The organism is Terriglobales bacterium (assembly GCA_035624455.1).
Taxonomy (GTDB): domain Bacteria; phylum Acidobacteriota; class Terriglobia; order Terriglobales; family Acidobacteriaceae; genus DASPRM01.
This window is the reverse complement of record DASPRM010000043.1, coordinates 48,212-61,262: the sequence shown is the minus strand read 5'-3', so window position 1 is coordinate 61,262 and position 13,051 is coordinate 48,212. Positions and strand designations below refer to the sequence as shown.

Sequence of the window (13,051 nt, the reverse complement as noted above, 5' to 3'; positions counted from 1 at the left end):
CGTGCGCCTTCTCTTTCCACGCCTGGTAGATCTCGAAACAGGCAGTCGGGGCAGCGCAGGCAAACGCGAGAATCGCACCTACCGCGCCCAGTTCGAGTGAGCTGTTTAATTGATGAGCCGCGCCAACCATCACCTGGAATCCGACCTCCTTCTTGCGAGCCTTCATGGCGCCGATTACCTGCACTTCCGAAGAAGATGGCTTCGGACGGGCGGTGCCTGCAAGCGCGCCGACAGAAACCATATCCCCGGCGGCGACCGGGCTGGTGGCTTCCACCATCATGCGGCCAGTGAAAGCCTCGAAGGTTTCGGTCGTCAACACGCTGCGTTTTACCTGGCGCGTGCCGGCGATAATTGTCTTCACCTTCTCCAGATTCCCCGAAGATTCCTTAATAGCGATGATGTTTCCGTGATCGGCGAGTGCAATTACAACTTCTGCCGGGATGTCGTAGCCGGTCGCCTGCGGAAAGTTATAGATGATGATCGGCAACGGCGAGCGGTCGGCCACCGTGCGGTAGAAGGCCAGCATGTTCTCCGGGTGCATGGCCATCTTGTAATAATGCGGCGTGCGCACCATGACGGCGTCGTATCCGATCTCGGCCGCGTACTCGGTGAGCCGCAGAGTCTCAATCGCCGACTCGACCCCGGTCCCGGCGATCAGCACCTTGTGCGCCGCTGTCGCCTCACGCGAGGCCTTGAGAACATCGCGCTTCTCCTGGTCGGAGAGCATGATGGCTTCGCCAGTCGAACCCTGGACTACAATGCCGGCGATCGGGGTCTTGGAGTAGCGCTCGAGATTGTGCTCCAGCTTTTTGTAATAAATGCTTCCGTCGGGATAGAAGGGCGTGGTAATCGGCGGGAAAATGCCGTGAAGGAGCATGTAATTAGTTTCCGGCTTCGCCCGGCAACTTTCAAGTCAAACTAGAGAGCATGTAGGGGCTGGACGGGATTCGGCGATGAATATCAAAGACCATGAAACGATAAGGCCTCAGCTTCAAGAGGTTGAGGAAGCACAAAAACTCCTTTCCCAGTACCTGCAACCGACTCGATTGGTGAATGCCGCTTCCTTAAGCCGAGGCACCCGAAAGAAAGTCTACTTAAAGCTGGAGACGGAATTGCCCACTGCTTCCTTCAAAGTGCGGGGAGCAATTTACACCTTGGCTTTGAACCTGAAGAAGCGAAAGATTGAGGAGGTGGTCGCCCATAGCACCGGGAATCACGGCGCGGCTGTGGCCTATGCCGCGAAGTTACTCGGAGTGAAGGCCAGAATCTTCCTGCCGGAGGTGAATAATCCGATTAAGCGTGCGCGCATCGCAGGTCTCGGCGCGACTCTGGTGCAGAAGGGCGATATCGTCGACGGATTCAGGTTGGCCGGCGAGTACGCCAGCAGAAACGGGGCTTATTTTCTGAATGACGCCACCGATCCTGACCTGCCGGCCGGACCGGCGACCATTGCCTGCGAAATTCTGGAGCATTTGCCTGAGGTCAGTTCGATCATCGTGCCCGTGGGCGACACGGCCCTGATTCGTGGAATCGGGACTGCGGTCAAGCAGATCTCTCCCGGCACAAGGATCTTTGGAGTGCAAGCCGGGCTGGCTCCTTCCTATTACCTATCCTGGAAGCAAGGCCGGCCTGTGCCTACCGAGACCTGCGACACCATCGCGGACGGATTGGCCACGCGCATGCCCGACCCGGCGAATGTGAAAATGCTGCAGGCGATCGTTGATGACATGGTGCTGGTGAGCGAGCAAGAGATGCTCGACGCAATCGCAGCCCTGCTGATTGACGAGCACGTGGTCGCCGAACCGGCAGGCGCAGTCCCGGCGGCGGCACTTCCGAAGCTGGCTGATCGTTGCGGCGACAACATTGTTCTGATCGTAAGCGGCGCGAATATCTCGCGCGAAATATTGCGGCGCGCCCTGCAGACAGACTGACCGTCGTTGCGAAGGACCTTCATCGTCGCGCATACTCTTCCCATGGCAACGGTCTCCACGACTTCCATTCCGCAGTAAGAATTCCGCTCTGTACAACCGGATCTTCGAGAGCGATCTGACGCGCCTCGGCTTCATCCACGACCTCAAGAATCGTCATTCCGCCCGAGCTGTCATGAAATGGTCCTGCCATGACCAGCTTTCCGCTCTTGTACACCTTCGTCAGATAACGGACGTGCTCGTCTAGCGGCTGTTCGAAGATCGATTTCCCCCGAATCCAGGCCGGGCCAGGCTTAAAGAAAATTACGAACTTAGCCAAGGGGAACGCCTCCGCTTCTGGATCTCACGAAAATTTGCTCACCACCCCGCATCTTCATTATGCTCCGGATTCCGATCGATCATTCTGCCTTCAATCATTGGAACGCGCATGCGAATCGCTTATATGTTGTCAGCTCTCTGGTTCATGTTCACTGCGCTCGCTGCTCCCGGTCAAGAAACTATGCCGCCCTTGATGCCCATGCCCGCTAATGTGACCCTCGGCAGCGGGCAATTCATCATTAACCAGTCGTTCAGTGTTGCCATCAGCGGCGCTAACGATGCGAGACTCCAGCATGCGGTCGAGCACTTCCTCGAGAACCTGTCACGTCAGACCGGAATGCGATTTCCCGCCGGAATTGGCAGTGCTTCGCAGGCTGCTCTAACCATCCATGCCGAGCAGGCGAGCCACGAGATCCCGCAATTGGGTGAGGACGAATCCTATTCACTTGTGGTCACTCCTGCAGCAGCGATGCTGACTGCGCCTACCACACTCGGCGTATTGCGCGGGCTGGAGACATTTCGGCAGATGGTTGATATCGGCCCGCAAGGATTCGCACTTCCAGCGGTTACCGTCCACGATCAGCCCCGATTTCCCTGGCGCGGCTTGCTGATCGACGTCTCCCGGCACTTCATGCCTGTGGAGGTTCTGAAGCGCAACCTGGATGGCATGGCAGCGGTCAAGCTGAACGTGCTGCATTGGCACCTCTCCGATGATCAGGGCTTCCGCGTGGAGAGCAAGAAATTTCCCAAGCTGCAGGAAACCGGCTCCGACGGGCAGTACTACTCACAAAAGGAAATCCGCGAAGTGATCGAGTACGCCGCGGAGCGCGGCATCCGCGTGATCCCGGAATTCGACATGCCGGGTCACACTACCGCCTGGTTCGTCGGCTACCCCGAGCTGGCCAGTGCCCCGGGGCCATATCAGATCGAGCGCAAGTGGGGCATCTTCGATCCCACGATCGATCCTACCCGCGACGACACCTATCATTTCCTCGACAAACTGATCGGCGAAATGGCCTCCCTCTTTCCTGACGCCTACTTCCACGTCGGCGGCGACGAGGTCAATGGGAAACAGTGGAGTGCGAATCCTCAGATCCAGCACTTCCTGCGGTCGCATGGCATGAAGAACAATGATGATCTGCAGGCTTACTTTAACCAACGGATTCTCGAGATCGTCAAAAAGCACGGCAAGATCATGGTGGGCTGGGACGAAATCCTGCACCCCAATTTACCCAAGGACATCGTGGTGCAATCCTGGCGCGGCCAGAGCTCACTGGCTGCCGCCGCGCGCCAGGGCTATCGCGGAATTCTTTCGCACGGCTATTACCTAGACCTGATGCAGTCCGCGTCGTATCACTATTCGGTCGAGCCGCTGGCGAATGGTGCAGCCGACCTGAATCCGGAAGAAAAGGCCCGCATTCTGGGTGGTGAGGCCTGCATGTGGTCGGAGTATGTCTCACCTGAGACTATCGACTCGCGCATCTGGCCCCGCCTGGCGGTGATTGCGGAGCGGCTCTGGTCAGCTCAGTCTGTGCGCGATGTTGACTCCATGTACCAGCGGATGGACGCGATCAGCGAACGGCTCGACTGGCTCGGGCTTAAGCATCGCTCGAACTACGATCCCATGCTGAGCCGCTTAGTTGGGAATGAAGACACCAGAGCTTTGCGGGTTCTGGCGGACGTAGTGGAGCCGGTGAAGGAGTACGCGCGCAGTCAGATGGCGGAATACACCAGCTTTACCCCGCTGAACCATCTGGTGGACGCCGCCCGGCCGGAGAGTGAAACGGGACGTCGGTTCGCGTCAATGGTAGACGCGATTCTCTCGGGGCGCGCGGACGAGACCACAAGAATGAAAGTGCGCGCGATGCTCACCCTCTGGCGCGACAATCATGCCCGCCTGATGCCGCAAATCGAGAATTCCGCGCTGCTGAAGGAAGTGGGGCCGCTTTCTGAGGATCTCTCAATGCTGGGGAGCGCGGGCCTGCAAGCGCTCGATTCACTGCAGTCTGGAACTCGCCTGCCGGATGCCTGGAGCAGGCAGCAACTCGCCCTTATCGAACAGGCCAAAAAGCCAAAGGCGGCACTGCTATTGATGGTGGCGCCATCCGTGCAAAAACTGGTGGAAGCCAGCGCGCACGCTGCAGCTTCTTCTGCAGGACGGTGATTTTAAGAAATCTTAGCCAAACCCTGATGTCATCCTGAGCGAGGACGGGCATAAGAAACCCGTCCGAGTCGAAGGACCTGCTTGTTCATGGCATCGCCCGCAGTGGAGTCGAAGGAGTCTGTTTCCCGTTCCCAACGGCTTAAGGAACCTGCGCCCATGATGCCTAGAGCGCCGCGGCCGCTGTTCCGCGCTCCGCATGCAACTGCTGCAGCGCGTACACGGTGATCTCGCCCCGCTGTAGGGCGGCGATTCCCTCCGCCGCCGCCCGTGCCGCGCTCAGGGTGGTGATCGTCTGCACATGGGCATTCACCGCCGCCCGGCGGATGGCCTTTTCGTCAAACCAGGGCTCCGGTCCGTGGGGAGTGTTGACAATAAGCTGGATGCGGTCGCCCTTGATCAGGTCCACCACATTGGGCCGCCCTTCCTTGACCTTGTAGACGCGCTCCACCTTCAGCCCGGCGGCTTCCAGAACGGCGGCGGTGCCAGTAGTGGCAATAAGCTTGAACCCTAGTTCAACGAAACGCTTCGCCACTTCCGCCACGTTTGGCTTATCGCGATCGGTCACACTGATGAACACGCGGCCAGAGGTAGGCAGCCGCGCGCCAGAGGCGATCTGCGCCTTGGCAAAGGCTTCGCCAAAGCTCTCGGCCACCCCCATCACTTCTCCCGTAGACTTCATCTCCGGTCCCAGCACCGTATCGACGCCGGGAAACTTCGCCCAGGGAAAAACTGGCGACTTCACGTAGTAGCAACTCCCGGTATCGAGATCGCTCATGCGCTCGATGTTCTCAGGCAGGAACTCACGCAGTTTGCGGCCGGTCATAAGACGGGCGGCGATCTTGGCCAGCTGAATCCCAGTGGCCTTGGAGACGTAGGGAACGGTCCGCGAAGCGCGCGGATTCACTTCCAGCACATAGATCTGGTCGCGGCGGATGGCGAACTGGATGTTCATCACCCCGATTACCTTGAGCGAGCGCGCCAGCTTGAAAGTGTACTGGCGCATGGTGTCCAGCAAGTGGCCGGCGATATCCACCGAAGGCAGAACGCAGGAGGAATCGCCGGAATGAATGCCGGCCTCCTCGATGTGCTGCATGATGCCGCCGATAACTACGTCTTCGCCATCTGAGATGGCATCCACATCGACTTCCACCGCGTCTTCGAGAAAGTGATCGATGAGGACGGGCCGCTCCTGGGAATACTCCACCGCCTCCTTCATGTAGTGCACGACGGATTCGTCGTCGTAGACGATTTGCATGGCGCGGCCGCCAAGCACGTAAGAAGGACGGAGCAGCACGGGATAGCCAACCTGGTTCGCAGCCGCTACCGCTTCCTCGACCGATGCGGCAGTCGCGCCAGGCGGCTGTGGGATCTGCAGCTCATCGAGCAGCTTGCCAAAGCGCTTGCGGTCCTCGGCCAAATCGATGGACTCTGGCGAAGTTCCAATGATAGGCACACCCGCCGCCTTCAGGGGCAACGCCAGATTCAGCGGAGTTTGTCCGCCGAACTGCACGATCATGCCGATGGGCGCTCCGGATTGTGCTTCGTGCTCATAAACCGCAAGCACATCCTCCAGCGTGAGCGGCTCGAAATACAGCCGGTCGCTGGTGTCGTAATCCGTAGAGACCGTTTCCGGATTGCAGTTGACCATGACGGTCTCATAGCCATCCTCACGCAGCGCGAAAGCCGCGTGGCAACAGCAGTAATCGAATTCAATTCCCTGCCCTATGCGGTTGGGACCACTTCCCAGGATGATGACCTTCTTGCGATCCGTGGGTTTGGCTTCGTCTTCGTCTTCGTAGGTTGAATACAGGTACGGGGTATAGCTTTCAAATTCGGCAGCGCAGGTGTCCACGTGCTTGTACACGGGGCGAAGCCCGTGTTTGTGGCGAAAGTGTCGTACACGCTCCGCGGCTCCATGACCGTCGCGCAGCCGCCAGATCTCGGCCAGCCTGCGATCTGAAATGCCCGCACGCTTGGCGTCGCGCACGACCTCCGGTGGCGCAGATTCCATGGGATGTTTGGCGATTTCCTGCCAGGTGTCGTCGACTTCCTTGAGCTGGAAAATGAACCACGGGTCGATAGAGGTCATTTTGGCCAGCTCTTTCACCGTCATGCCCTGGCGCAAGGCGTAGCGCAGATAGGCCAGGCGCTCAGGATGCGGCGTCACCAGCCGCTGAACAAGGATCTTTGGTTCAATGCGTTCCGCGGCGAGTGATTTGCCCGTCTCAAGCGAACGCACGCCCTTAAGCAGCGCTTCCTTGAACGTGCGGCCGATGGCCATCGCTTCCCCAACCGATTTCATCTGGGGACCCAGGCTCTCGTCGGCGCCGGGAAACTTTTCGAACTGCCACTTAGGAATCTTGACGACCACGTAATCGAGCGTCGGCTCGAAGCAGGCCGGCGTTTTACGCGTAATCTCGTTGCGCAGCTCGTCCAGCGTGTATCCGACGGCCAGCCGGGCCGCGATTTTCGCGATCGGAAAGCCGGTAGCTTTCGACGCCAGTGCCGAGGAGCGCGAAACGCGCGGGTTCATCTCGATCACCACCATGCGCCCATTGGTGGGATGAACGGCGAATTGAATATTTGATCCGCCCGTTTCCACCCCGATCTCGCGGATCACTTTGATAGCCGCATCGCGCATCGCCTGGTATTCACGGTCGGTCAACGTTTGTGCGGGCGCCACCGTGATGGAATCACCGGTATGCACTCCCATGGGATCGAAGTTCTCGATCGAGCACACGATGATGACGTTGTCGTGGAAGTCGCGCACGACTTCCAGTTCGTACTCCTTCCATCCCAGTACCGATTCTTCCAGCAACACCTCGTGCACTGGCGAGAGATCGAGCCCGCGCGCCAGAAGATCCAGCAACTCTTCGCGGTTGTATGCGATGCCACCCCCGGTGCCGCCCAGAGTGAACGACGGACGGAGAATGACCGGGAAACCGATCTTGCCGCTGAAATCGAGCCCGTCTTTGAGATTGTTGATCAGCGCAGATTTGGGGACGTCCAGGCCGATGCGGGTCATGGCGTCTTTAAACATCAGCCGGTCTTCGGCTTTCTTGATGGCTTCGAGTTGCGCGCCGATAAGTTGTACACCATAACGCTCAAGCACCCCGCCATCGGCCAGTTCGACCGCCAGGTTCAGCGCAGTCTGACCGCCAACCGTGGGCAGCAGGGCGAAATTCTTGCCGCCGGAGAACTCCGATTCTCGCCGGATTACCTCTTCCAGATATTGCCGCGTGAGCGGCTCGATGTAAGTGCGATGGGCAAACTCGGGATCGGTCATGATGGTGGCCGGATTCGAGTTCACCAGTACCACTTCGAATCCTTCCGCGCGCAGCGCCTTGCAAGCCTGCGCCCCGGAGTAATCAAACTCCGCCGACTGGCCGATGACGATCGGGCCAGAGCCGATGATCAGAATCTTGGAAACGTCAGTGCGTTTGGGCATGGATCAGTTTGAATTCCCAACTCCCCGTTTTGTCATCCCGACCAAGCAATGAGATTGCGGGCGATCTCATCGCGCGTGGAGGGATCTGCTGTCCTGGCTGATGCGACATGTTCAAAGGCAGGTCCCTCGACTTCGAGGATCGTTCGCAGCGCGAACGATCCTTTCCGCTCGGGATGACAGTCCTCGTGGGCCCTGCTCAACACTATGCAACGCCGATCTCCGCCTGGCTGCTTCCGACCACGCTTCATCTCCCCTTCCAATCCTCCATCATCTTCACAAAATCCTTGAACAGATAGTGGGAATCGTGTGGGCCGGGCGAAGCCTCGGGATGATATTGCACGCTAAACAACGGCAGGTTGCGGTGCCGCAGTCCCTCCAGCGTGCTGTCGTTCAGATCGATGTGCGTTAATTCGACCTCGCTGGCGGGAAGCGAGTCGGGATCGACGGCGAAGTTGTGATTATGCGCCGTGATCTCGACTTTGCCGGTCGCCAACTGCTTCACCGGATGGTTTCCCCCGTGATGTCCAAACTTGAGTTTGTAAGTCTTGCCCCCCAGCGCAAGTCCGGTAAGCTGATGGCCCAGGCAGATCCCAAAAACCGGAACCCGACCCATCAGCACGCGAATGTTCTCGACGGCATAGTTGCAAGGCTCAGGATCGCCGGGGCCATTGGAGAGGAAGATGCCATCGGGCTTCAAGGTGAGCACATCTTCGGCCATGGTTTCCGCAGGCACGACTGTGACTCGGCATCCTTCGGAGGCGAGTTTACGCAGAATGTTGTGCTTGATGCCGTAGTCGTAGGCCACAACGTGAAACTGAGGTTCGAGGTCCTTTACGCCAACAATTTCTGTTGGTTCGTGCGAGCGCTCCCCCGTCTCCCATATGTAGCGTTGCTTGGTAGAGACGACTTTCGCCAGGTCGGTACCATCCATCTTGGGAATCGAGCGCGCTTTGGCGATCAGTTTTTCGGGATCGCTCTCGATCGAAGAGATAACCCCGCGCATCACCCCGTTGTCCCGCAGGTGCCGCACCAGCGCCCGCGTATCAATGTCGCCGATGACCGGAATCTTGTAGCGTTCCAGGTATTCGTCAGTCACCTGCTGCGAGCGCCAGTTTGAGCTGATGCGAGAAAACTCGCGCACCACCAACCCTTCGATGTAGGGACGGGTGGCTTCGTTGTCGTCGGGATTGGTTCCGTAGTTGCCGATTTCGGGATTGGTCAGAACAACTATTTGCCCGGCATAGGAGGGATCAGTAAAGATTTCCTGATAGCCGGTGATGGAAGTATTGAAAACGACTTCGCCGTAGCACTCGCCGTTGGCGCCATAACCTTTGCCGCGGAAGATTCGTCCATCTTCCAGCGCAAGGACTGCTTGCATTGACTCTCCCACGAATGAATTTTTCAAATTTTATCAGGACGTTGTCAGCGGGTCCATGCTCGAAACTCGGAACTTGCGGATGGGGCGATCCTCGCCCATTACTTCGTCGGTGTCGGCTGCTCGTCGGGCGTTCCTCCATCGGCCGCAACCTTCCAACTGCCGTCGGCTTGCTTTTTCCAGATCGTAATATACGTTCCTCGCTGCCTTCCGATTTCCCCCTTCTCCGTTTTGTACGTGGCGAGAAACTTTCCTGCCGTGTAACCGAGGTCGCCGGAGGGAAAAATCTCTCCGCGAGCCGGCTCCCATTCCAGCTTGAAATCAGGATCACCGAACACCTGCTGATAAAAGTCCCTTATTCCCCGGATGCCGACGATCGGCTGCTTGCGGAGCACGACTGCATCCTCGCCAAAGAACGACATCCAGCCCTCAAGCCGCTTTTCCGCCGTCGCCTTGGCAAAATTGCGATCCGCGTTCAGCAGAGCCTGCTCCGGGCGCTGGGCAAAGGCGGTTGCGAGAAGCAAGAAACTGACAGGCAGAATGCAAATTTTGTACATGCAAGCCTCCGAGTAGAGGGCCAGGAATCCGAGTCCCGTGAATAGCGCAAAAGTAGCTCTTTCAACTGCGAAGATCGTTCGCCTTGCGAACGTTCTTGTCCTCAGGATGATTGGAGGTATCCGGTCCGGAAGAACATCCACGTTCAGCTAACCCGCCGCGGTTCTAACGAAGTATGCCCAGCTTGTCCATCGGCCAGTATACGAACACCGCCTTGCCATAGATGAATTGTCCGGGAACCGGACCGAAATCGCGGCTGTCGTTCGAACTGGTGCGATGATCACCCAGCAGGAAATAGGAATTGGCGGGAACGGTGATCTCCGGCATGGAACGGAGATCGGCATATTCGGCGGGAACGTAAGGCTCGTCCAGTGACTGGCCGTTCACGTATACCTTGCCGTCATCAATCCTCACCCGGTCCCCCGCCAGGCCGATTACGCGCTTGATATAGCGCTTCGAGAGATCCCGCGGATATTGGAAAACCACGATGTCTCCGCGTTCGATCGAGCCAAAGCGGTAAACAAATTTGTTTATGAAGATGCGTTCCTGGTCATCGAGGCCGGGCATCATGCTGGTGCCCTCAACCTTCACCGGTTGGTAAAGAAACACGATGATGAAGGTGGAGATGAGAAGCGAAATGAGAACGTCGCGCACCCACATCTCCAGGAGTGGCTTACGCCGCTGCGGAGGTGTCGCTTCTGATGTGCCCGCATCTCCCACGGCAGCAATTCTAATACGAAATTCAAATCGTTTGACGCTTAACTCCACAACTGTGCTAGCGACTTGCAGGCAGGCTACTGGTCAACGCTCCCGACGGGAAACTCGGGTTAATATATTGGGGAGGCTTGAGCATGAAAAGACCGGCCACCGTTCTGCTGCTGCTTCTGATGATCCTGGCCATGGGGATGCTTGCCGAGAGTAATAGTTCGCAAGTGCCGGCTCACCACACCGCGCCTCCAAAGAAGGGGGAGCAACTGCCACCAATTCTCCCCAAGGAACAGCTCTGGGGACCATCATTTCAGCACGCCTATCAGGTCCACGCTTATGAGCTGGCAGCCCGCATTCCCGCAATTCTCTATCAACAACCGTGCTACTGCTACTGCGAGCGAATCGGTCACAGCAGCCTGCACACCTGTTACGAGAACACGCATGCGGCGCACTGCGGCGCCTGTCTCAAAGAACTCTACTACTCCTACCTGATGCACAAGCGGGGCAAGACTGCAGCACAGATCCGCACGGGAATCATCGCGGGAGAGTGGGAAAAGGTCGATCTCGAGACTGCGGATCAGATCAATTGAATTGCGTCTAATCGCGAGGCAGATTCAGAAAATTGGTGTTGCCCGGTGGAGATTGGTCGAACTTATGCTTCTGGTGAACAAATCCCCGCGATAGGTTGACGCGTATTGGAGATTGGTTGTAACGTGCTTGCGACCCCGGCTTTTTCCACAGATCTGGATCACGAGCGCTCTTCGGCATCTCCGAGGCGGCAACCTGATGAAGAAGAAACCACCGGAAAAAGTTAAACCTTCATCATTTAAACAGCAGAAAAATAATATGGTTAAGCCTGATTCAGCAAAAGTAATAGGGATGAAACGCCCCGGCCAGCGAGAACGCTCTTTGAGTGAAGACCCGCAATTGGCACAGATCGTGCAAAACTACGAAGCTGGTCTCCGCGCCATGCAGGAGCGTAAGTTCGAGAAAGCAAAAGGGTTATTTCAGAAAGTTGTGTCCGGAACCAGCAAGGAGCTAGCGGATCGCGCACGTGTGCATCTGAATGCCTGTGACCAGCACATGGCCAAGTCCAGCATCAATTTCAAGACTCTGGAAGAGCACTACGATTACTCCATCTCCTTGATGAATATAGGAGATTACGTGACCGCGCGGGAGCACCTTGAAGAACTGGTGAAGAAACACCCCACCGCCGACTACGTCTGGTACGGACTGGCCGTCCTGGAGTGCCTGACAGGTCACGTGGAGGATTCCCTGAAGCGGCTCGGCGAAGCCATCCGGCTAAACCCAGCCAATCGCTTCCAGGCTCGCAGCGACGCCGACTTCAACAACATGGCAGACGATCCACGCTTTACTGAATTGCTTTATCCCGAACCCACCGACTCTTCGCCCTGGAACCAGAGCGGCTCCCCGCGTTAGGCCCAGCAGTGACCGGAGGAAAACAAAAATCGAGGCAGGACGACGGGGCGCTGAAAGTCGTCTCCATTGGAGGGGGCACCGGTTTATCCACGCTGCTTCGTGGGCTCAAACACTTCGTTATTCCTGCCGGGTCCCATGTTCAGGAAAGCGAACTGCATTCATCCGCGCTTAAGCCTGCCATCGCCGACCTGACAGCGGTAGTAACCGTAACCGACGATGGCGGATCCAGTGGCAAACTGCGCAAAGAGTTTAATATTCTCCCCCCTGGGGACATCCGCAACTGCATCGTGGCACTCTCCGAAGATGAGGCGCTGCTTTCGCGGTTGTTCAAATACCGCTTTCCTGCGCAGTCAGGACTGGCCGGCCACAATTTCGGCAATCTGTTTCTCACGGCGCTTACTGCCATCACCGGCGACTTCGCGGAGGCGGTTCGGCTATCCGCGGGAGTCCTGGTAAGCCGCGGCCACATCTACCCCGCGACCACTGCGAACTGCGAACTGGAAGCGCAGATGGATGATGGCACCCGGGTCCGCGGCGAGACCAGCATCACTGCCAGCAAGCGCCGCATCCGCCAACTCACTATGATCCCCGGTGACGTGAAGCCTATGCCGCAAACCCTGGACGCGATCCGCCATGCCGATCTGATCACCATCGGCCCGGGCTCGCTTTTCACCAGCCTGATCCCCAATGTCCTGGTTCGGGGTATTCCGGAGGCCATCGCCAAATCAGACGCTATTAAGGTTTTTGTCTGTAACCTGATGACCCAGGCCAATGAGAGCCTGGGGCTCTCCGCAGCGGATCACATTCGTGCCATCTACGAACATGCAGGGCTGGAAGTTTTTGACTACGCGCTGATCAATGTGAAACCGGCCTCAGCGGATATGCAGGCGAAGTACGCCTTAGAAGGCGCATCGCAGATCGTAATCCAGCCTGAAACCATCGAAGCCCTCGGTGTGCGGCCGATTTTTGGAGACTTCCTCATCGAAGATCGTGGGGTAGCTCGTCACGATACCGACCGCGTGGCTCAGGAACTGCTTCAGCTGGCGGTGAACCAAGGCGTTGGTGCCACCGTCCATTCCTAGTTCGTAGGTTCCGGCACTCTCCACTTCAGTAAC

Annotated in this window: 11 protein-coding genes; 5 read left to right on the top strand and 6 right to left on the bottom strand. The window is 57.7% G+C overall.

Translation table 11 applies throughout. The annotated features are described in order from the left end of the window. The coding region (locus tag VEG30_05255; protein ID HXZ79317.1) for a dihydrodipicolinate synthase family protein at window positions 1-877 on the bottom strand (877 nt) is incomplete at its 3' end. Between the two features lie 76 nt (window positions 878-953). Between VEG30_05255 and VEG30_05250 the strand changes: the two genes are divergently transcribed. Further along, a complete protein-coding gene (locus tag VEG30_05250; protein ID HXZ79316.1) occupies window positions 954-1,931 on the top strand; it encodes a threonine/serine dehydratase in 978 nt (325 codons plus the stop codon). A 19-nt stretch (window positions 1,932-1,950) separates the two neighbouring features. Here VEG30_05250 and VEG30_05245 read toward each other — a convergent pair whose 3' ends face one another. Then, on the bottom strand, window positions 1,951-2,247 hold the full coding sequence (locus VEG30_05245; protein ID HXZ79315.1) for a YciI family protein: 297 nt from the start codon (window positions 2,245-2,247) through the stop codon (window positions 1,951-1,953). A 108-nt stretch (window positions 2,248-2,355) separates the two neighbouring features. On the opposite strand from VEG30_05245, the gene VEG30_05240 reads away from it, so the two are divergent. After that, a complete protein-coding gene (locus VEG30_05240) occupies window positions 2,356-4,410 on the top strand; it encodes a family 20 glycosylhydrolase (protein ID HXZ79314.1) in 2,055 nt (684 codons plus the stop codon). Window positions 4,411-4,573: 163 nt separating this feature from the next. On the opposite strand, the gene carB is transcribed toward VEG30_05240, so the two are convergent. The 4 genes from carB to lepB form a co-directional block, all read right to left on the bottom strand. Continuing rightward, window positions 4,574-7,858, bottom strand: coding sequence for a carbamoyl-phosphate synthase large subunit (gene carB / locus VEG30_05235; GenBank protein ID HXZ79313.1), 3,285 nt, complete (start codon window positions 7,856-7,858; stop codon window positions 4,574-4,576). A 244-nt stretch (window positions 7,859-8,102) separates the two neighbouring features. Continuing rightward, window positions 8,103-9,236: a glutamine-hydrolyzing carbamoyl-phosphate synthase small subunit gene (carA, locus tag VEG30_05230; protein ID HXZ79312.1), complete on the bottom strand. Its 1,134-nt coding sequence runs from the start codon at window positions 9,234-9,236 to the stop codon at window positions 8,103-8,105. 98 nt (window positions 9,237-9,334) lie between these two features. Next, window positions 9,335-9,790 carry a DUF4440 domain-containing protein gene (locus VEG30_05225; protein ID HXZ79311.1) on the bottom strand — a complete coding sequence of 152 codons (456 nt, stop codon included), beginning with the start codon at window positions 9,788-9,790 and terminating at the stop codon, window positions 9,335-9,337. Between the two features lie 163 nt (window positions 9,791-9,953). Beyond that, window positions 9,954-10,448, bottom strand: coding sequence for a signal peptidase I (gene lepB / locus VEG30_05220; GenBank protein ID HXZ79310.1), 495 nt, complete (start codon window positions 10,446-10,448; stop codon window positions 9,954-9,956). 191 nt (window positions 10,449-10,639) lie between these two features. On the opposite strand from lepB, the gene VEG30_05215 reads away from it, so the two are divergent. From VEG30_05215 to yvcK, 3 genes are all read left to right on the top strand, one after another. Then, window positions 10,640-11,086, top strand: a complete 447-nt coding sequence (locus VEG30_05215) for a PCYCGC motif-containing (lipo)protein (protein ID HXZ79309.1) — start codon at window positions 10,640-10,642, stop codon at window positions 11,084-11,086. 289 nt (window positions 11,087-11,375) lie between these two features. Then, window positions 11,376-11,936 (top strand): hypothetical protein, encoded by a 561-nt coding sequence (locus VEG30_05210; protein HXZ79308.1) that lies wholly within the window; start codon window positions 11,376-11,378, stop codon window positions 11,934-11,936. 8 nt (window positions 11,937-11,944) lie between these two features. After that, entirely contained in the window at window positions 11,945-13,018 is a 1,074-nt protein-coding gene (yvcK, locus tag VEG30_05205; protein HXZ79307.1) for a uridine diphosphate-N-acetylglucosamine-binding protein YvcK, read from the top strand. Window positions 13,019-13,051: the final 33 nt, after the last annotated feature.